20 protein-coding genes are annotated in these 19,147 nt (G+C 42.5%); 18 read left to right on the top strand and 2 right to left on the bottom strand.

Going from position 1 to position 19,147, the window contains the following annotated elements; all coding sequences use genetic code 11:
- The first annotated feature begins 6 nt into the window (after positions 1-6).
- The 18 genes from rnpA to ACJVC5_RS05260 all read left to right on the top strand — a co-directional run bounded on the left by rnpA (position 7) and on the right by ACJVC5_RS05260 (position 16,623).
- Entirely contained in the window at positions 7-375 is a 369-nt protein-coding gene (gene rnpA, locus ACJVC5_RS05345) for a ribonuclease P protein component (protein WP_408098339.1), read from the top strand.
- On the top strand, positions 359-568 hold the full coding sequence (gene yidD, locus ACJVC5_RS05340; RefSeq protein WP_321395784.1) for a membrane protein insertion efficiency factor YidD: 210 nt from the start codon (positions 359-361) through the stop codon (positions 566-568). Before rnpA ends, yidD begins: the two co-directional genes overlap by 17 nt.
- Positions 569-596: 28 nt before the next feature.
- Complete coding sequence (gene yidC / locus ACJVC5_RS05335; RefSeq protein WP_408098338.1) at positions 597-2,063, top strand: membrane protein insertase YidC; 1,467 nt, start codon at positions 597-599, stop codon at positions 2,061-2,063.
- Positions 2,060-3,433 (top strand): tRNA modification GTPase, encoded by a 1,374-nt coding sequence (locus tag ACJVC5_RS05330; RefSeq protein ID WP_408098337.1) that lies wholly within the window; start codon positions 2,060-2,062, stop codon positions 3,431-3,433. The genes yidC and ACJVC5_RS05330 overlap by 4 nt, the downstream gene beginning before the upstream one ends.
- Positions 3,434-3,476: 43 nt before the next feature.
- The gene (mnmG, locus tag ACJVC5_RS05325) at positions 3,477-5,321 is read left to right on the top strand and encodes a tRNA uridine-5-carboxymethylaminomethyl(34) synthesis enzyme MnmG (protein WP_408098336.1); all 1,845 of its coding nucleotides are present in this window, start codon (positions 3,477-3,479) and stop codon (positions 5,319-5,321) included.
- Positions 5,321-5,959: an RsmG family class I SAM-dependent methyltransferase gene (locus ACJVC5_RS05320; protein ID WP_408098335.1), complete on the top strand. Its 639-nt coding sequence runs from the start codon at positions 5,321-5,323 to the stop codon at positions 5,957-5,959. The genes mnmG and ACJVC5_RS05320 overlap by 1 nt, the downstream gene beginning before the upstream one ends.
- A 37-nt stretch (positions 5,960-5,996) precedes the next feature.
- Positions 5,997-6,842, top strand: a complete 846-nt coding sequence (locus tag ACJVC5_RS05315) for a ParA family protein (RefSeq protein ID WP_408098334.1) — start codon at positions 5,997-5,999, stop codon at positions 6,840-6,842.
- Positions 6,843-6,854: 12 nt separating this feature from the next.
- On the top strand, positions 6,855-7,784 hold the full coding sequence (locus ACJVC5_RS05310; RefSeq protein WP_408098333.1) for a ParB/RepB/Spo0J family partition protein: 930 nt from the start codon (positions 6,855-6,857) through the stop codon (positions 7,782-7,784).
- 15 nt (positions 7,785-7,799) lie between these two features.
- Positions 7,800-8,135, top strand: a complete 336-nt coding sequence (locus tag ACJVC5_RS05305) for a bactofilin family protein (RefSeq protein ID WP_321395767.1) — start codon at positions 7,800-7,802, stop codon at positions 8,133-8,135.
- A gap of 86 nt (positions 8,136-8,221) precedes the next feature.
- Positions 8,222-8,665 (top strand): hypothetical protein, encoded by a 444-nt coding sequence (locus ACJVC5_RS05300; protein WP_408098332.1) that lies wholly within the window; start codon positions 8,222-8,224, stop codon positions 8,663-8,665.
- Positions 8,666-8,673: 8 nt separating this feature from the next.
- Positions 8,674-9,225: an ATP synthase F0 subunit B gene (locus tag ACJVC5_RS05295; protein WP_408098331.1), complete on the top strand. Its 552-nt coding sequence runs from the start codon at positions 8,674-8,676 to the stop codon at positions 9,223-9,225.
- A 3-nt stretch (positions 9,226-9,228) separates the two neighbouring features.
- Entirely contained in the window at positions 9,229-9,768 is a 540-nt protein-coding gene (locus tag ACJVC5_RS05290) for a F0F1 ATP synthase subunit delta (RefSeq protein ID WP_408098330.1), read from the top strand.
- Positions 9,769-9,797: 29 nt separating this feature from the next.
- A complete protein-coding gene (gene atpA / locus ACJVC5_RS05285) occupies positions 9,798-11,312 on the top strand; it encodes a F0F1 ATP synthase subunit alpha (RefSeq protein WP_408098329.1) in 1,515 nt (504 codons plus the stop codon).
- A gap of 17 nt (positions 11,313-11,329) precedes the next feature.
- Positions 11,330-12,199: an ATP synthase F1 subunit gamma gene (atpG, locus tag ACJVC5_RS05280; RefSeq protein WP_408098328.1), complete on the top strand. Its 870-nt coding sequence runs from the start codon at positions 11,330-11,332 to the stop codon at positions 12,197-12,199.
- An 11-nt stretch (positions 12,200-12,210) separates the two neighbouring features.
- Positions 12,211-13,626 (top strand): F0F1 ATP synthase subunit beta, encoded by a 1,416-nt coding sequence (atpD, locus tag ACJVC5_RS05275; RefSeq protein WP_408098327.1) that lies wholly within the window; start codon positions 12,211-12,213, stop codon positions 13,624-13,626.
- 2 nt (positions 13,627-13,628) lie between these two features.
- Positions 13,629-14,042: an ATP synthase F1 subunit epsilon gene (gene atpC, locus ACJVC5_RS05270; RefSeq protein ID WP_408098326.1), complete on the top strand. Its 414-nt coding sequence runs from the start codon at positions 13,629-13,631 to the stop codon at positions 14,040-14,042.
- Between the two features lie 81 nt (positions 14,043-14,123).
- Positions 14,124-14,477 (top strand): hypothetical protein, encoded by a 354-nt coding sequence (locus ACJVC5_RS05265; RefSeq protein WP_408098325.1) that lies wholly within the window; start codon positions 14,124-14,126, stop codon positions 14,475-14,477.
- A 148-nt stretch (positions 14,478-14,625) separates the two neighbouring features.
- Positions 14,626-16,623 (top strand): hypothetical protein, encoded by a 1,998-nt coding sequence (locus ACJVC5_RS05260; RefSeq protein ID WP_408098324.1) that lies wholly within the window; start codon positions 14,626-14,628, stop codon positions 16,621-16,623.
- Here the strand turns inward: ACJVC5_RS05260 and ACJVC5_RS05255 are convergent.
- On the bottom strand, positions 16,602-17,966 hold the full coding sequence (locus tag ACJVC5_RS05255) for a transglycosylase SLT domain-containing protein (RefSeq protein ID WP_408098323.1): 1,365 nt from the start codon (positions 17,964-17,966) through the stop codon (positions 16,602-16,604). The genes ACJVC5_RS05260 and ACJVC5_RS05255 overlap by 22 nt on opposite strands.
- Positions 17,963-19,144, bottom strand: coding sequence for a patatin-like phospholipase family protein (locus ACJVC5_RS05250; RefSeq protein ID WP_408098322.1), 1,182 nt, complete (start codon positions 19,142-19,144; stop codon positions 17,963-17,965). The genes ACJVC5_RS05255 and ACJVC5_RS05250 overlap by 4 nt, the downstream gene beginning before the upstream one ends.
- Positions 19,145-19,147 lie beyond the last annotated feature (3 nt).

The following is a 19,147-nucleotide window of genomic DNA, read 5'->3' as shown; positions in this document are numbered from 1 at the left end:
TTTGAGATGAGTCCCGCCTCACTTGGCTTTTCTAAATCTCTCAAACTTACACATAAAAAAGATTTTGAATATTTGCGTGAACAAAGCTCTCGTAGCTTTGTTCACCCGTTAGTTTGTTTCTATAAACAATCACGCCTTTCTTTGTCTCATTCCCGAATCGGCTTCAGCGTTTCCCGTAAAATTGGTAAAGCTCACGATCGTAATCGCTACAAGCGCATTATGAAGGAACTCTATCGTCATCACGAAGGGCTTAAGGCGCTTCCGTTTGATATGCTCTTTGTGATCACTAAAACTCCAGATTCAGAACAACAGCTAAAAGATGCTTTTCTTCGTGTGGCCCAAAGGCTATGCGTTAGCCATGAGAAAACTTGCTGATCTCCTCATTCGTTTTTATCAATATTTTATTTCGCCACTGCTAGGGCAGAAGTGTCGCTTCTATCCGAGCTGTTCACAATATTCACGTGAGTGCTTTCAAAAGTTTACCTTCCAAAAAGCTTTATGGTATTCATGTCGGCGCATTTGCAAATGTCATCCGTATCATCCGGGTGGGTACGACCCCGTACCCTAAAAGATTGATATTTTCTTTGGAGATTTAAATGGGTTCTGAGCAACGTAATGCCTTGATGGCAGTAGTCCTTTCTGGTGCAATTCTATTTGGCTGGCAGTATTTCTTTGCGCCACCAAAGCCGGCGGCAACCGCCCCTATAGAACCAACTGCTAAAACTCAACCTGTTCAGTCGGGCACTACCGCTACTTCTGAGACAACAACTGCTGGTCCTATAGAACCAGTGGCGGATGAGATGTTTTCACTATCATCTAATGGTGTAACTGTTACTTTCGATAATTCACTGACTGTAACAAACTTTGAAAACCCGCAAGCTGCTTTTGATTTCAATGCGACAGTTGGCAAAGAAAAGCCAATGCGTGTTGAATTTGATTTCGGTAATGGTTTTCACCCAATTCGTTTTGCAAAAACGGCCGAAGCTAACAAATACTTCAGTGCTGAAAATGATGTGACTCTTGTGACTGGCATTGATGAGAAGGGGAGAGCTAATTTCGCTCTTACTTCTACTAAGCCATTCAAGTATCGTTTCGTTTACGACTCGGTTGCAAAGAAACTTGAGAACGGTCAAGAGCGCTTCTTCTCATTCTTTACGGATAAATTAAATAAGCACCTTCCTGGTGATGAAGACGGTGGCGACCGTGCTATCAAGTGGGCCGGTATTGATTTCAACTACCACCTTTTCGGAACTTACTTCGATAAAGAGCAAAGCCTTATCTATAAGAATGGAACTGATAACACTTTCAGTATGTTCTCGAATAAGCCAGAGCTATCTCTGACTTATCACATGGTGTTTGTTAAAAAAGAATATAACTACCTAACTGATCTAGGTCATCAGCTTAACAAGTCAGTAGATTTCGGATGGTGGGGTATCTTCGCTGTGTGGATTCTAAAAGGACTTCAGTTCTTCCATAACTTCACTCCGAACTATGGTATCTGTATTATTCTTCTAACTCTTGTTGTTCGTCTGATCACTTTCCCGCTTCAGTACAAGTCTTTCGTTTCGATGAAAAAGCTTCAATTGGTTCAGCCGGAATTGACAAAAATCAGAGAGAAATTCAAAGACGATCCTGCTCGTATGCAGAAAGAATCTATGGAACTTTTCCGCAAGTCTGGTGCAAACCCACTTGGCGGATGTCTTCCACTTCTTCTTCAAATGCCGGTGTTCTTTGCGTTCTATAAAGTTCTTTATTCTGCAGTTGAACTAGTGGATGCTCCGTTCTTTGGATGGATTCAAGATCTTTCAAACAAAGATCCGTACTTTGTACTTCCAGTGCTAATGACGGTTGCTATGTTCTTCCAGCAGAAGCTAACTCCGAATACAATTCAAGATCCAGTTCAGAAGAAAATCATGCTTTTCATGCCACTGGTTTTCGGATTTATTATGAAAGATCTTCCATCTGGATTATCTCTCTATATTTTCGTTTCAACTGTGTTTGGTATTCTTCAACAGCTTATGGTTTTCAACGTTAAAACTAAGAACACACCTGTTGTAGTATGAAGTTTCTTTATTCGGATGATCCAATCATCGCTTGCAGCACTTGTACGCACGCGCACGCAGCGATGGGGGTCATCCGGATCTCCGGTTTTAAATCCCTCGCTCAATTCGCTCCCTTTTTTGAAAAAGATCTGACTGGTCCTATAGAACCACGCCGTGTTTACTACACGAAACTGGTCCTACAGGGGCAGACAATCGATGATATTTGTCTTACTTATTTCCAAGGTCCCAAGAGCTACAACGGGGAAAATATCCTGGAGCTCTCGGTTCACGGTAATACCCTTAATATTGAGCGTATTTTAGAGCTTTTTGTGGCCCATGGCGGGTGTCGCCTGGCGAGCCCTGGGGAATTCACTTACCGCGCCCTAAAAAACAAGAAATTGACCTTGTCACAAGTAGAGGGGCTTGATCTTTTTTTGAACGCCAATACCGGCTACGCTCTTGATCAGGGACTTTCACTCTTAAGTGGAAATCTCCAGGAAGTTTATCAAGAACTCTATGATCTGTTTTTAAAGCACAAATCTTCTCTTGAGCTCTCGATTGATTTTTCAGAGGACATTGGAGAAGAGGCGGCCCATAAGTATTACACCGATTCACTAGATGAATTCGCTCGTAAGTTTCAAGCGCTGGTCAAACGTGTGCGTCCGATGGAACACAATTTGATTCAACCGGAAATTGTTCTGGCGGGACTTCCTAATTCAGGAAAAAGTTCACTCTTTAATTATCTTCTCTCAGAGGAGAGGGCGATTGTTTCTTCGATTGCGGGAACCACTCGTGATTACCTCGCAGAGACCATGGTGATTGAAGGTGTGAAATATAAGCTAATTGATACGGCCGGGATCCGGGAGTCGGAAGATGTGATTGAGTCAGAGGGGATTAAGCGCACGAAGAAAAAATTGAAAGATAGTTTCTTCTCGATTCTCCTCGTAAATCCATTTGAAATCATCGAGGGCTTTGATGAACTCGTGAATAATGATTTTGATCTGGTGTTGTTCACGCATGAAGATCTTCCTGGCTTTAAAGAAGCACGCGATTCAGTGGTAAAAAAACATCCCAAACTTGGTCCTATGGGGGCAATTGATCTCAAGTCTTTGCCAGTCACATGGGAAGAAACTCTGCATGCCCTTATAAATGAAAAGTATTTAAATACTATTGATAGTAAACCAATATTATTGGATCGACATAAGCAATTGATATTGCAAACAAATCATGTATTAACGAATTATCAAATAGTTAGCCGTTCAGAAACGGATGTTGCTATTTTATCGCAAGAATTAAATGCCTTGGGGCATTGTATTTCAGAACTCATAGGTATAGTTTCTCCAGATCAAATCTTGAACTCTATTTTCTCAAATTTTTGTATCGGGAAATAGAATTGTTCCACGTGGAACATTTCAAATTTTTCCCAAGGACAGTATGAAGACTTTCGACATTATGGTTGTCGGTGGCGGTCATGCCGGTATCGAAGCAGCCTACATTGCTTCACAATTTAATTTAGATGTAGCCATCATTACCATTCCTGGAATCGGACTAGGTTCAGCTCCTTGTAATCCGTCGGTGGGAGGAGTTGGCAAAGGACAGGTTGTTCGTGAACTCGATGCACTGGGTGGACTCATGGGAATTCTGGCCGACAAAGCCGGGATCCAATTCCGTACATTGAATGACTCAAAAGGTTTCGCGGTTCAATCGTCTCGAGTACAAATTGATAAAGACAAATATTCTGAAGAAGCGGAAAAGATCATTGCCTCTATTCCGAACATTACTGTGATTCGAGAGAAAGTGGTTTCGATAGAGAAAGCTGATGTCTTTACGATTAAGGCCGAAAACACTTACTCCGCTAAAAAGATCATTATGACAGTAGGTACTTTCCTTAATGGAAAACTCCATACTGGATCCGAGCAAACTGCCGGTGGTAGAGTAGGTTGCGATAAGTCTGCCGGGCTTCAGGATCTTTTCGCTGAGATTAAGACTAGACCACAAAGATTTAAGACGGGAACTCCGCCTAGACTTGATAAAGCAACAATTGATTATTCAAAATTAGAAGAACAACCATCAGATTCGTCTGTTCGTAACTTTCATTGCCTTCATACACCGTTTGATCGCCATATTTCCCAGGTTTCGTGCTGGCTTGCCCGTACAAATCTAAACACGATGGAGATTATTCGCGCTAATAAAGAAAAAAGTCCGATGTTCAACGGACAAATTAAAGGTGTAGGAGCGAGATATTGTCCATCTATTGAAGATAAAGCCTACCGTTATCCAGACAAACAAGTTCACCATGTGTTCATTGAACCAGAAGGACTAGATTTAGATACAATGTATCCGTCTGGGATTTCTTCTTCTTTGCCAAAAGAAGTGCAAGTTGAATATGTGCGCTCAATTGATGGACTAGAAAAAGCAGAAATCAAAGTCTATGGATATGCAGTAGAGTACGATGTCATTGATACAACTGATCTTAAACTCACTCTTGAACATGTTCAGATTGGAAATTTATACTTTGCTGGCCAGGTAAACGGCACTTCAGGCTATGAAGAAGCCGCAGGACAAGGATTTATTGCTGGTGCCAACGCTGCTTTGTCGATTTTAGGGCTAGATCCACTCATTTTGAGTAGGCATGAGTCCTATATAGGGGTCATGATCGAAGATTTGACCTCAAATACACGAGATGAGCCATACAGACTGTTTACCGCACGCTCTGAGAACCGTCTTTTCATCAGAGAAGACAATTCTTTACTCAGAATGAGCCCCTATAGGACCAGCTTTATGCTGAATCTTCCTATTGATAAGTATCAGCGGGATTTCATCGCTCAGTACGAAGAACTTATGAGTTTTTGTGATGAAACCATGATTTCGGAGAAATCTCCCCTGATGAAACAGTTTTCAGGAGAAGGTGAGCTCCAGCAACTCGTGAGACGGATGAGTGTTTCGGAAATTCTCCGTCAGGCATGGTTGAATCCTATCAGCACTCTGGAAACCATTCTTTCTCACTATGGACTGACGCTTTCCTATGATTTGATCCGAACTGTGGCCATTTCTAAGAAATATGATGGCTATATCAAACGTTCCGAGGACCAATTTGAGAAATTAAAAAAAATGGACAATATGAGAATCGACTGGGAGGCCATCACTGCTTCCAGCAATATCTCGTTTGAATGTAAGCAAAGAATTGCCCGAATTAAGCCAGATACCTTTGGGCAATTGAAACTAATCGAAGGGATTCGTCCCGCTACTCTGGCCGTTGTAGCAGCAAAGGCACTCTAATGTTAGATTTCGCTATTCGATACTTAAATGTACTTAAAACAGACCTAGCAGGGCTGAACCTCACTAATATTTTAGATCAGGATGAGTTCTACCATAAGCAGATCCTCGATTCGATCAATCCCTATCTTCAGTCAGAACTTTTTCAGAAGGAAGTTCAAAAGAGGGGAGTTGTAGTGGATGTAGGTTTCGGCGGGGGTTTCCCGATCCTTCCCCTAGCAAAACTTCTTCCTGACATAAAGTTCGTGGGAGTAGAGTCTAAGAGAAAGAAGGTTGATGCCGTGAAGCTGATCGCAGATAAGCTCGGTCTTACTAACGTGAAGTTGGTTCATTCACGCCTGGAAGACTTCATCTTTGATCGTCCAGCGACCATCACTTTTAAGGCCGTGGGAACAATTCAGGATTATCTTCCGATCATTAATCGCACTACCAGTGACATCAGTGTCTTCCTTTATAAAGGTCCAAACTTCATGGAGCTTGAGGGCGACATGATTAAGAAACTCGAGAAAGACTGGAAGCTTCTTGAGAATCAAGAGATTAAAGTCCCGGGAACACAACAGCGTTTCTTAGTTTCATTCGCCGCTCAAAATGTTCCACGTGGAACGTCTAAAACGCTTGTCAAACTCTCTGATTTTCTCTAAAAATAAGGATTCAAAATCAATTCTCGTGAGGATCTAAATGGCTAAAATCATTGCAATCGCGAACCAAAAAGGTGGCGTCGGAAAGACGACCACTTCTGTCAACTTAAGCGCATGTCTCGCCGCAGCAGAGAAACGCACACTTCTGATTGACCTGGATCCGCAAGGAAACGCAAGTTCGTGTTTGGGTGTAGAGAAAGAAACATTTGCCAAGGCCAACGTTTATCACGCTCTCATTAACGAAGAAAGCTTCGACAACTGTATCTATAAAACTGAACTTCCACTTCTAGATCTTTGTCCATCAAACAATGATCTTGTTGGTGCTGAGCTTGAGCTTGTTCACATGTTCGCACGTGAATCAAAATTAAAAGTTGCTCTTGAAGCTCTTCACAGCAAATACGATTACATCATTATCGACTGTGCTCCATCTCTTAACTTGTTAACTGTGAACGCATTCACTGCGGCCCACACTTATCTAGTTCCAATGCAGACTGAGTATCTTGCGATGGAAGGTCTTTCACAGCTTTTAAATACTGTGAGACTTATCCGTGCTTCGCTTAACCCGAAGCTTACTCTCGAAGGTATCCTGCTTACAATGTACGACTCTCGTAACAATCTTTGTAAGCTAGTGGCGAATGATCTCATGACCCACTTCAAGGATGACATTCTTAAATCAATCATTCCAAGAAACGTGAAACTTTCTGAATGTACTTCATTCGGTAAGCCGATCATTCTTTACGATATTACTTCAAAGGGAAGTGAAGCATATCTATCTCTCGCACGCGAAATTATTTTGAAGTCAGAGAAGAAGCCTGAAACAAACCAGGTGAAAATGCCTCTAAACCAGCAGATCCCGAAGTTCGAGGATTACCAAGTACAGCCGTAGGAGAAATGATTTATGCAAAAGAATAAACCACAACTCGGAAGAGGTATGGCCGCACTTCTAGGGAACAGCCCAGCCGCATACGCTGATGCTCCTGAAAAAGCCGCCCCTATAGAACCAAAGGCCCAAGCTCCTGCTGCTGCTCCTAAAAAAGAAGTTCAAATTGAAACTCAACCTATGCTGGTTGAAGTTGATAAGATCGTTCCAAACAAAGCTCAGCCCCGTAAGATCTTCAAAGAGAAGGATCTACTTGAGCTTGCGGAGTCGATTAAGGAAAACGGTGTTATTCAGCCAATCATCGTGGTTGAAAAAGACGGCGCATTTGAGATCGTAGCAGGGGAGAGACGTTACCGTGCTTCTCGTCTGGCCGGTCTTACAAAAATCCCTGTAATCGTAAAACGCGCAACGAAGAAAGATATCCTGGTGATGTCGATCATCGAAAACGTTCAACGTTCAGATTTAAACTGCGTGGAAGAAGCACTTGCTTACTTCCAACTTATGAATGAGTTCGAACTGACTCAGGAAGAAGTAGCTAAGAAGATCGGTAAAGAGCGTTCAACGATTGCTAACTTCCTTCGTATTCTTAAACTTCCAAAAGACGTGATTGTTTCTCTTCAAAAAGAACTTCTTTCTTTTGGTCATGCCAAGATCCTGGTTTCAATCGGCGACGATGAGTCAGTGAAGCGCCTGGCGAACGAAGTAATTGCCAAGGGCCTTTCAGTTCGCGAGCTCGAAGACCTGGCAAAAAAATCGAAGAAACCTTCGAAGAAGTCAGATGATAATAAATTTATAGCTGAGCAATATACACAGCTTAGAAATAAGCTTGAGCAAAAAACTGGTTACCACTTTGATGTGAAAGCAAAAAAGAACGGTGCCGGTGAAATCACAATTAAATTCAGCAACGAAGCCGAATTTAATGATATATTTGCTTATCTCATGAAATAGTCGGGAGAGACTTTTTTGGCTAAAAAGAACGATATTTGCGCCATCATCGAAGAGGGCTGCAAATTTGAAGGAAACCTTTCATTCAGCGGTACTGTTCGTATCGCTGGATATGTAAACGGCAGTATTTTTTCAAATGACACGCTGATCATTTCTGAAGGCGCTGTTATCAATGCCGATATTAATGCCAATATTGTGATCATTTCTGGTTCTGTGAAGGGCACAATTAAAGCTTCTTCACGGGTGGAAATTCGACGCCCAGCACGATTTGAAGGGACTGTTACTAGTCCGAGTTTGATCGTCGAAGAAGGGGTCATTTTCCACGGAATTACTAAGATGAAAGACAAAAAATAGAACCCCCATTTCCATTGACGAAATAGCCCCTATACCTTAAAAAATTACTGCTCAATTAAATTCGCTTCATTTTTAAGGTTTAACCTATGGAAACGTTTACCGCCATCTTCACACAACTAGGTGTGGATTCTTCTCTTGTCCCTCAATTTGTTATCATCACAATTGTGTTCGTGATTGCCCATTTCTTGTTCTTAGGAAAGTTGCAAGAAGTGCTTACAACTCGCGAAGAAAAAACTGTGAAGCTTGATAACGTAGCAGATGAAACAATCGAAAAAGTTAACAAGATGCAGACTGAGTATCAGGCCAAAATTAACGAGGCCAACACTACTTCTCTTAAAACATCTCTAGAGAAGAAACAGTCAATCACTGCTAAGTACACAGATCAGTACAAGCAAACTGAAAAAGAAGTTAACGCCTACATTGATTCTTCTCGCAATGAATTCTCAAAAGAAATTGCTAGTAACAAAGATAAGTATCTTGCTGAAGCAGATTCTCTATCTCAATCACTCGTTAATAAGATTCTTCAATAAGGAAAAATATGCGTTTCTGGACAGCTTACGCTTTTATCGCCCTAGGTTTCGCCACTAAAGCCCTTGCAGCTGGCGGCGGTCACGGTGAAGGTCACCACAGTTCAATTACGGATCTTATCGCTCCGGCGGTAAACGTTGCGATCCTTCTTGGTGTTCTTGCTTGGAAACTAAAAGGTCCTTTGGCCGCTTATTTCAACAAACAATCTGATGATATCGCGAACACAATCGAACGCGTAAACCTTAAGTCGAAAGAAGCTAAAATGCTTCTTGAAGCTGAAGAGAGAAAGGCCGCTAACCTTCCTAACGAAGTGAAGTCAATTCACTCTCAAGCTGAGAACGAAGTTCTAGCGTTTGAAAAAAATCTTTCTCGTGAAACTGATGAGAAGACTCAAAAGCTTAAGTCAGATGCAAATCTTAAACTTCAAGCTGATAAGAAGGCAGCTCTTGATGAGCTAAATGCCGAGCTTCTGAACCAAGTTATCGCTAAAACAAAATCTACAATTAAGACTAATAAAGACTATCAATCTAAAGTTTCTTCGAAACTTTTGAAAGGGCTCTAAGATATGAAAGAACAAGCGGTAGCTCGCGTTTACGCGAAATCACTTCTTGAGCTTGGCGATGAAAGAAAAATCGACATCGCTAACGAGCTTACAAAGCTTACAGAAGTAATTAATAAATCAAATGAGCTTGAGAACGTTATGTTCCTCGAGCTTTTCACGTTAGATGAGAAGAAGGCAGTATTCGCTGAAGTTGCGAAGAAACTTTCTCTTTCTCCAATCACATCAGAAACTGTGAAGTTCCTGATTGATGAAAAACGTATCGGCATCCTTCCTTTGATCATCAAAGAAGTGATTGTTATGGACGATGACCGTAAGGGTTTCATGAAAGGCACAATCGAAGGCTCAGATGCTCAGATTGATCCTGAATTCAAAGCAAAGATCGAATCATTTTTGAAGAATAAACTTGGTCGCCAGCCAACTCTTGATTACGTTCAAAACTCGAACGTGTCAGCGGGCTTCAAGGTGACTGTAGAAGATCTTCAATTAGATGCTTCGTTAGACAACCAGTTAGAACAATTTAAACAATCAATTCTTAGCGAATAATTAACCCAGAAAAAGGGAAGGGATTTTAGATGAGTACATCAATCAGACCTGAAGAAATCACAGGCATCATCAAAGAGCGAATTGCAAACTTTGAATCTCGCCTACAGATGAACGAAATTGGGACAGTCCTCACAATTGGTGACGGTGTGGCCCGCGTATTTGGATTAAAAAACGTTCTTGCCGGCGAGCTTGTTGAGTTCGAAGGCGGAGTTAAAGGAATGGTTCTTAACCTTGAAGCTAACAACGTTGGTATCGTGGTTCTTGGTAACGACGAATCAATTAAAGAAGGTTCAACAGTTAAGCGTACAGAAAAAATCGTATCTGTTCCTGTTGGTGACGCTCTTCTTGGTCGCGTAGTAAACGCAATCGGTGAGCCAATCGACGGTCAGGGTGAAATTAAAGCTACTCAATTCCGTAACGTTGAAGTTAAAGCTCCAGGAATTATTGCTCGTAAATCAGTTCACGAGCCAATGCAGACTGGTATCAAAGCTATCGACGCCATGATTCCGATCGGCCGTGGTCAGCGCGAGCTTATCATTGGTGACCGTAAGACTGGTAAAACAGCAGTTGCGGTTGACACTATCATCAACCAAAAAGGTAAAGGCGTAGTTTGCGTTTACGTGGCCATCGGTCAGAAGCAATCTACAGTTCGCCAAGTGTACCAAAAGCTTCTTGAAGCTGGTGCTCTTGAATATACAATCATCGTTTCAGCTACAGCTTCTCACTCAGCTCCACTTCAATACCTAGCTCCATATACTGGTGCTACTATGGGTGAGTACTACCGTGATGCTGGTAAGCACGCGCTTATCGTGTACGATGACTTAACAAAACAATCACAAGCTTACCGTCAGCTTTCACTTCTTCTTCGTCGTCCACCAGGACGTGAAGCATTCCCAGGGGACGTATTCTATATTCACTCACGTCTTCTAGAGCGTGCTTGTAAAGTTAACGATGAACTAGGTGCTGGTTCACTTACAGCTCTTCCAATCATCGAAACTCAAGAGGGTGACGTTTCTGCGTACATTCCTACAAACGTAATTTCGATTACAGATGGTCAGATCTATCTTGAATCAGATCTTTTCAACTCTGGTATCCGTCCTGCGGTTAACGTAGGTCTATCAGTATCTCGAGTTGGTGGTTCTGCTCAAATTAAAGCCATGAAAAAAGTAGCTGGTACTCTTCGTCTAGATCTAGCTCAGTACCGTGAACTTGCGGCCTTCGCACAATTCGGTTCTGACCTTGATGAAGCGACTCAACGTCAGCTTAACCGTGGTTCTCGTCTTGTAGAACTTCTTAAGCAAGCTCAGTACTCACCAATGGATGTTATCGATCAATCGGTATCTATCTTTGCTGCTACTAAAGGCTTCTTCGATTCAATCCCTGTGAACAAAGTTCGTCAGGTTGAGACAGATCTTCTTGCAACTCTTAACTCTCGTCACGCTGACCTTATGAACGCTATGAGAGCTGAGAAGCAGATGTCTGCTGAAAACGAAGCTAAGGTTGTAGAAATCGTTAAGAACTTCGTAGCTAGCTACAAGGCTTAATTTAAGGATTAAAAACCATGGCAAATATTAAAGACCTAAAGAAAAAGATCAAAAGTACCAAAGGTACTTTAAAGATCACAAAGGCCATGAAACTTGTTTCAGCTTCGAAGCTGAACAAGGCTCAGGTTCGTATCTTAGGTCTTCGTCCATACTCAACTGAGCTAGAAGAGACTGTGAGAACAGTTTCTGCCCTGGCACAGAACTACACGAATGAGTACTTCACTCCGAAGGAAAATAATAAGTCTGTGGTTCTGGTGATTTCGTCTGATAAAGGTCTTTGCGGCGGTTATAACTCTTCTCTTGCTAAGACTGTTAGACGTTTCGTGGCTGAGACAAAAGATGAAGATCTTAAATTCTTCTTTATTGGGAAGAAAGTTCGTGACCTCATCCAGAAAGAAGTAAATAGCGGTAAAACGTTTACATTCGCGAAAGCTGATCCGACTTACGAAGAAGTTCGTAAAGTTGCTGACGAGCTGGGCGCTATGTTTATGAATGGTGAAGTTGGCAAAGTTTATGTTGCCTATAACTCTTTCATTTCTGCTATCGCTTTTGATTCTAAAGTGAGACAGCTTCTTCCAATGCAAGTTTCGTCTTCTGATAAGGAAACTATCAAGTCGAAATATCCATACGATTTCAAGTATGAGCCAAGTGCTGAGCAAATTCTGGACACTCTCGTTCCAGAAGTGTATCTGACAACGGTTTATACATGCGTACTAGATGCCATTGCTTCAGAGCACGGCTCTCGTATGAATGCGATGGAAAACGCATCGAAGAACTGTAAAGAAATGACTAAGAAACTAACATTAAAAATGAATAAGATGAGACAGGCGAGAATTACAACCGAACTAATCGAAGTTGTATCTGGTGCTGAATCTCTGAACGGTTAAGGGGCATAAAAATGCAAAACACAGGTGTTATTCGACAAGTATTGGGACCTGTAATCGACGTTGAGTTTTCTAACGGAAAACTTCCGGCGCTTTACAACGCTCTTAAAATCACAAACAAAGCAATCGAAGGCGGAGAAGACAACCTTACTGTAGAGGTTGCTGCTCACCTTGGTAACAACATGGTTCGTTGTATCGCTATGGATGCAACTGAAGGTCTAGCTCGTGGCCAAATCGTAAAAGATACAGGAGCTGCAATTCAAGCTCCGGTAGGTCGTGAGTGTCTTGGCCGTATTATCAACGTAATCGGCGAGCCAGTTGATGAAGCTGGTCCTCTTAACAACAAGAAGAGCTACCCGATTCACCGTGAAGCTCCAAAATTCGCTAACCAATCTACTAAGAAAGAAGCTTTCTTTACTGGTATTAAAGTAATCGACCTTCTAGCTCCATACCTTAAGGGTGGTAAGATCGGTCTATTCGGTGGTGCGGGTGTAGGTAAAACAGTTCTAATCATGGAACTTATTAACAACATCGCAACTCAACACGGTGGTTTCTCTGTGTTCGCAGGTGTGGGTGAGCGTACTCGTGAAGGTAACGATCTTTGGCACGAAATGAAGGACTCAGGAGTTCTTGCAAAAACTGCTCTTTGTTACGGTCAGATGAACGAGCCACCTGGTGCCCGTGCACGTGTTGCTCTAACTGGTCTTTCACTAGCTGAGTACTTCCGTGATGAAGAAAAACAAGACGTACTATTCTTCGTAGATAACATCTTCCGCTTTACTCAAGCTGGTTCAGAGGTTTCGGCCCTTCTAGGTCGTATTCCTTCAGCTGTGGGTTACCAGCCAACTCTTTCTACAGAGATGGGTGCAATGCAAGAGCGTATTACATCTACGAAAGATGGTTCGATTACATCAATCCAAGCTGTATACGTACCTGCGGATGACTATACCGATCCAGCTCCAGCTACTACGTTCGCTCACTTGGATGCTACAACAGAACTTTCTCGTCAGATCGCCGAGCTTGGTATTTACCCAGCGGTAGATCCTCTTTCTTCTTCTTCAACGATTCTTACTCCGGACGTTGTTGGTGATGAACACTACGCAGTTGCTCGTCAAGTGCAGTCAGTTCTTCAAAAGTATAAAGAGCTTCAAGATATCATCGCCATCCTTGGTATGGATGAACTTTCTGAAGACGATAAGAAACTCGTGGCACGTGCCCGTAAGATCCAGAAGTTCCTTTCTCAGCCGTTCTTCGTTGCTGAGCAGTTCACTGGTATCCCAGGTCAATTCGTGAAGATCGAAGACACTATTAAAGGTTTCAAGGCAGTTCTAGCTGGTGAAGTTGATCACCTTCCTGAGCAAGCTTTCTACCTTGTTGGTGGCCTAGATATGGTTCATGAGAAAGCTAAGAAACTTTCTGAAGGGAAGTAATTATGGCATCAGCCTTTAAACTCAATCTTTTCACGCCAAAAGGTGTTGTGATTAAAGATCTTGAGTGTAACGACATCACGATTCCAACAGTTCGCGGGGAGATTAACATTCTCCCTGAACATACTCATATCCTTACTGAGCTATCGACTGGAATCTTGACTGCTAAGACACCAATGGGTGCTCGTCACTTTTCAGTGACTGCGGGCCTGTGCCGTGTTTTACAAGACACTGTTACAATCCTGTCTTTCACATCTGAGCGTGCTGAAGACATCGATCTGGAGCGTGCGAAGTCTGCAAAGGCGAAGGCCCATGATCGTCTTTCTGGCAAAGAATCTCTAACTGATGTGGACCTTATTAAGTTCCGCAGAAAGCTTGAGAGAGCTGAGCTTCGTCTCCGCCTTGCTAATCTTAAGTAACTTCTAAAACCCGTCTCCGGACGGGTTTTTTTTTGCCTTTTTTTCCAAAACTGCCGATATGATGAGATGAAAGGAGTCCCCATGAAATTCCTGATTCTCTTACTTGCAATTGCCCCTATGGCAAACGCCTTTGATCTTGAGGCCGCAAAGGCCCTTCATCAGAAGTTTTGCGATCAAAAGGTAGAAGAGGCCTGCGCCACCATCGAATGTGTTAAAAATCCAAAAGAACCATGCAAAATGCCTGAGCCTAGTGCCACCCGTAAAGTGCAGTTGGAAAAACAGGCAGCAGAAATTAAAAAGCGTTGTCCAAAAGAAGAAGACCACGAATGCATGTTGAAAGAGAACAAGGACATCACCAAAGAAGTTTTGGAAATGGACTGTATTAAAGGTGATAAGACCGCCTGCTACTTCATCGAACTCTCAAAGACCCTCTAGTTATCCACGGCCTTGTGGATAACTAGGCCAGCTACCCATGACTACTCAGTAAAATCTCAGTATTTCCAGCACTTGAATAAGCAGAAAATAGCGACCGGCAAGTTTTGAATGACGAGAAATGTTTGTACTTCAGATAAAATAATCACATATGTCGTTCATGCTAAACAGGATGTTTGCTTATTTTACGCTCGCTGCGTACCTCTTCGTAGGTACTGTGGCCCTGCGTTTTGCAATGCCAGTTGTGAAGGAAGTTTCAATCTCGGGCGACTATCTTTCTCTCTTCTCTGAAACATCATTTAAAACACAAGACACCTTAGAAGTAGCTGCTCCTGAAATGCACTTTGCGGACATTAAGTTCCCAGTGGAAAAGAAAGCAGTAGTTGTAGCAGTTAAGCCGGTAGTTAAAGCGGCTCCAGTTGTAGTTGCTCAAAAGCCTGCTGAACTTAAATTAGAAAAAGTAGCGAAGAACGAACTACCTTTCTATGAACCGGTTAAACTTCACCCAGTTGTGATGAACCAACCGCTTCAAACGAATCTGATTGCTCTTTATAAAGATCTTGAAACGAATATGGTGGCAAAATCTGCCTCTCCAGTTTCGGATGAAGTTTCGACTATCCAATCTAGCGATGCTGAGCCGACCTTCTTTGAATACGATGAAGAGGAAAAAGTTGCCGCTCAAAAACCAGCACCAATTCCTGAAATTCCAACAAAAGATGAAGTTGTTAACAATGTGGATAAATCACAAAATGTGGACAGCGTTTCAGAAGAAGTATCTGTTGATGATTTAGTTGCCTTCGATTACTCGCAAGTAAATGCCGATATCAAGTCACAGGCGATGCCAATGGTAAGCACAGTGACTACTCAGAAATCTGAGACACCGGCGCAAGGTGACAAAGCACCAGCTACAACTTCAACTTCTAAGGGCAGGCCAGCTCCTCAGCAAGAAGAGGTCGCAAGTTCTGAAAAGAACGCGCTTCTTGTTCCTAAGGAGCACGCAAGTCGCCTGACTATCCAGCTGGTGGGAACTGATTTCGTGACTACTCAGTCGGAAGTTGGTTTTGAACTAAGATTCCAAGATGATCTAACTGAGGCCATCCAAGATTACGGTAATGGCGAAGTGACTATCCAAAATAAACTTGCTTCTGCCCGCATGAATCGCTCAGTAACATTGTTGAAGCGTGGATTCGCTCCAACTAATACTGACCTGATTGTGGAAGAAGGAGACGCCGCAGTATCAGTTCCAGCAATTGAAGAAACAAAATTCAATAAGCTACTCGCTCCTTATGAATCGCGCGGTCCAATCGGTGCTGTTCTGGTTGAGCTTGATGATGCAGCTGAAGATGTGACTCTTGATGTTCCATACTCAGCGGTCATGACTTTAGATGGCGAATTAAATGAAACAAAAGAATCAGACTTCCGTTACCAGCTATTTGTTGGTGTGAAGGCCGGAAATGCACTTCTAAGTTATAAAGATGGCCGTGGAGAAGTGACTTCAAAAATTATCCACATCCATGAAAGAGAACTGACCTTTGAAGCGAACTTCTTTGAAGACGTAAAAAATGAAGCCGTGAAGCTATTTGAAGAAGATCTTCTTGGACAGGAAAAAACACCGCTTATTATTTCATCTGAGCAAGTTAAACAATTTGCAACGGATAAAACGGCCAAGAAACTTAACGACCATACTTATAAAATGGACTTCGATAAGACCCTTCTAGGTGCTCGTCGTTACCTTGAACTTGGTCACCAAGATGAGCCTGTGTTTGTTGGGCTGAAAGAAAATACAACAGTTGAAGTTCCTTCAGAAAACTTCATGCGCTATATCCTTTCTCGCTTTGAAGGCGCGAAGCTTGGAAACCGTTGTCTGGTACAAGTTAACCTTTCAAAGAAGGCCGTAAAATTTGATGTGGCCGCTGAATCAGTTGGTATGTCACTTGTGACTTACACTCAAGTTCTAGACGCTGATGGAAAATTCTACGATTCTCTGGGTGAGAAGAGCCGTAAGATCATCGTTGTTGGTGAAAACCAAGGCGCTGAAGAATACAGCCAAGACGGCAAAATCAATCTTAAAGTAACTTATCAAGACGGAAGTGTTGATTACCTGGGAAGTTACTGCTCTCCGAATACTTATCTCGTTGAACAGCTCTGATTTCTAACAAAGCGGTCCCAGTCTTTTGGTTTCACTTTCAATAGATCTTTGTATGCCACCTGATAGAACTTGTTCTTTGGGAGGACCGACTTCGTGGTGATGATATGGCCCTTAGGAAGATTGGTTTGAAGCTCAGTAATGTGGTGATTGTGGAAATGCACATCATCCATCATCTTTTCGTTTAACTCTTTTGGAAGCCTTAACGTACATTTTGTCATGTAGAACTTGAGGTCCTCGTCCACATCCGGACGATCATGATCATGGAGGTCAGTGAAAAGTTCTTCACGATAAGCAAGAGTATGCGCGAGGGCCAGGAACTCGCTATAGAAGTTCTTAGAAGCAAATCCAAAATGCTGGGAATCGCTGTGCTTAATGATGTCTTCTAAATCCACATCTTTGGAAGCAAGTTCACGCTTTGATTTTAATAAGTGTTTTGTTCCCGAATTATAGGCAGTCACCGCCAAGTCCCAGGACTTCATGATTTTAAAGTTTTCCGACATTAAATGTCCGGCCGCGAGTGATGCCACACCAATATTGGAACGATAGTCACTGTAGTTATTTCTTTTAGGAACGTAGTAACTCGCTATGAGTGGCATAAATTGCCAAACACCGAGGGCATTCACTTTTGAATGGGCCTTGGGATTAAAACTAGATTCTAAAAATGGAATTGCTAAAAGTTCCTTCGGAAGCTTTCGATCGGTGAAGTATTTCCCCAGAAAATGTTGATAGGGAAGAGATCTCATCACACCGTCGCGAATAAAATTTTTCTGACCGGTTTGAGTTCTGAGATTGTGCTTAAGTTTAGTGAAGAAAATACTGCGATCAGATTTTTTGATCGGAAGTTCTACATTGGCCTGTTTCAGCATGCGGTAAATATTTTTTGCCGAAGAGCTAAGGGAGTAGGGTTCTTTCGCCAGGTCTTCGAGTTCTTTTTCGAGATCATCTAAACGCTCTTGAGAGATCTTCTGTTGAAGAACATAGATAGTGTTCTTTGGAAGATCTTTACGATGGAGTTCCGAGAAATCGAGGACCTTATAGATAAGGTTTAAGTTACTTTTGTCATGAATTACAACTTGGTTTGATTCAAACTGGGTGTAAATCAAAAACCAGAAATGAACGTTTGGATAATAGTAACTGTTAACTTTGAAGACGTCTGAAACTCGATCATCGTGATCATCCAGATAGTCTCGAAAGGCCTCAGTCGACATCCATAATTGTTCACGAACATCTCCCTCGGTTTCCTTCGGGACAGGACGCCAACTTAACTCTGTTCCGAAATAAGGATCAGAGGCCGTGACCAGAATCAAACAACAAACGGCGATAAGGAGATACTTTATAATCATTTAGGGCTCAGAATCTGCATGGTTCGCTTATAACCGGCCTCTACTGCGTGAGCAGAAACTTTGGAGTTAAGAGAGAATGAGTTAGCAAAAAATAATTTGTAATCATGATGGTCAGGGAAGATATCAATGAGTTTAACTTTAGGATTGATATTGAGCTTTCTTTGAAGAATCGCCATGATCTCACGACGATGATTCTGCGAGAACTTTTCCATTTTCATGTAATCGTTAACCGTATCAATGATGTCGATCGCCTTGGCCCGTTCCGCGCGCGAGGCCACAATCTTTTTCTGAATCATGAGATAGATAGACTGAATCGCAATCGGTGGCAGCCCATAGTTCACCAGTGAACCCACCTCATCATGAAAATGATAAGGAGTGTGGGTCCAGGAACTAATAATCACTTCACAGCCATTGTCCTCTGCCACGTGAGTGGAAAGCGTTTCACGAATTTCTCCGTCGATATAGTAATCAATTCCATTCGTGAGACGATTTTTAATCGGATACGGGCAATAAAACGGAGGAACACTCATACTGGCCGCGGCGGCGTAGGAAACATTCGTTCCGGTATAATAAACTGAGGTACTGTCGTGAGACGGGTTAGGGTAATTGTATTTTGAGAAAATAACTTTTCGGGAATGATCGAGCTGAGTGGCCACGATAAATAAATCCGGAGCAAAGTCTTCGAATCGGTCATTTTCGATCACGTTGTCTAACAAATAACGGCGAACACCTTCAGTCGTAAAAAAACCGGGAAGCGAGATCACCGGTTTCAGCATGTTCTTCAAAAGAGTCGGAAAACCATCCAGCGGAAAGTAGAGCTCGCTTTTCGGGGCCTTTAGTTCGGGCCGTTTGATGGCGAACATATCTTTATAAGTGATTCCTTTTAAACGGGAACCCTTGATCCCTAATGTGGCCTGAATAACGTCTTGAGGAGTGTAACCAGCGGCGAGGTAAACACAAATCATGGCGCCGGCAGATGAACCCACGTAGGTCCCAATCTCTAGGCTCTTCTGATTAAAATCCTGACCAGGGGAAGAATTTTTATTACTTTTAAGTGAAAAGCCGAGTTCTTCCAGCGCGAGAGTAACTCCCAGGTGCCAGGCAGCTGCTTTAACGACCCCGCCGGACAAAACCAGCGCGATTTTTTTATTTTTCAGCTCGTTTAAATCAACCGACATCTT

It is taken from the genome of Peredibacter sp. HCB2-198 (assembly GCF_045999315.1).
Taxonomy (GTDB): domain Bacteria; phylum Bdellovibrionota; class Bacteriovoracia; order Bacteriovoracales; family Bacteriovoracaceae; genus Peredibacter.
Note: the sequence above shows the minus strand (reverse complement) of the source record. Positions and strands in the feature narration are given on the sequence as shown.

Excerpts from the sequence above, each read along its gene's own strand:
- rnpA (WP_408098339.1), top strand. The coding sequence starts at position 7 with ATGAGTCCCGCCTCACTTGGCTTTTCTAAATCTCTCAAACTTACACAT.
- yidD (WP_321395784.1), top strand. The coding sequence starts at position 359 with ATGAGAAAACTTGCTGATCTCCTCATTCGTTTTTATCAATATTTTATT.
- yidC (WP_408098338.1), top strand. The coding sequence starts at position 597 with ATGGGTTCTGAGCAACGTAATGCCTTGATGGCAGTAGTCCTTTCTGGT.
- ACJVC5_RS05330 (WP_408098337.1), top strand. The coding sequence starts at position 2,060 with ATGAAGTTTCTTTATTCGGATGATCCAATCATCGCTTGCAGCACTTGT.
- mnmG (WP_408098336.1), top strand. The coding sequence starts at position 3,477 with ATGAAGACTTTCGACATTATGGTTGTCGGTGGCGGTCATGCCGGTATC.
- ACJVC5_RS05320 (WP_408098335.1), top strand. The coding sequence starts at position 5,321 with ATGTTAGATTTCGCTATTCGATACTTAAATGTACTTAAAACAGACCTA.
- ACJVC5_RS05315 (WP_408098334.1), top strand. The coding sequence starts at position 5,997 with ATGGCTAAAATCATTGCAATCGCGAACCAAAAAGGTGGCGTCGGAAAG.
- ACJVC5_RS05310 (WP_408098333.1), top strand. The coding sequence starts at position 6,855 with ATGCAAAAGAATAAACCACAACTCGGAAGAGGTATGGCCGCACTTCTA.
- ACJVC5_RS05300 (WP_408098332.1), top strand. The coding sequence starts at position 8,222 with ATGGAAACGTTTACCGCCATCTTCACACAACTAGGTGTGGATTCTTCT.
- ACJVC5_RS05295 (WP_408098331.1), top strand. The coding sequence starts at position 8,674 with ATGCGTTTCTGGACAGCTTACGCTTTTATCGCCCTAGGTTTCGCCACT.
- ACJVC5_RS05290 (WP_408098330.1), top strand. The coding sequence starts at position 9,229 with ATGAAAGAACAAGCGGTAGCTCGCGTTTACGCGAAATCACTTCTTGAG.
- atpA (WP_408098329.1), top strand. The coding sequence starts at position 9,798 with ATGAGTACATCAATCAGACCTGAAGAAATCACAGGCATCATCAAAGAG.
- atpG (WP_408098328.1), top strand. The coding sequence starts at position 11,330 with ATGGCAAATATTAAAGACCTAAAGAAAAAGATCAAAAGTACCAAAGGT.
- atpD (WP_408098327.1), top strand. The coding sequence starts at position 12,211 with ATGCAAAACACAGGTGTTATTCGACAAGTATTGGGACCTGTAATCGAC.
- atpC (WP_408098326.1), top strand. The coding sequence starts at position 13,629 with ATGGCATCAGCCTTTAAACTCAATCTTTTCACGCCAAAAGGTGTTGTG.
- ACJVC5_RS05265 (WP_408098325.1), top strand. The coding sequence starts at position 14,124 with ATGAAATTCCTGATTCTCTTACTTGCAATTGCCCCTATGGCAAACGCC.
- ACJVC5_RS05260 (WP_408098324.1), top strand. The coding sequence starts at position 14,626 with ATGTCGTTCATGCTAAACAGGATGTTTGCTTATTTTACGCTCGCTGCG.
- ACJVC5_RS05255 (WP_408098323.1), bottom strand. The coding sequence starts at position 17,966 with ATGATTATAAAGTATCTCCTTATCGCCGTTTGTTGTTTGATTCTGGTC.
- ACJVC5_RS05250 (WP_408098322.1), bottom strand. The coding sequence starts at position 19,144 with ATGTCGGTTGATTTAAACGAGCTGAAAAATAAAAAAATCGCGCTGGTT.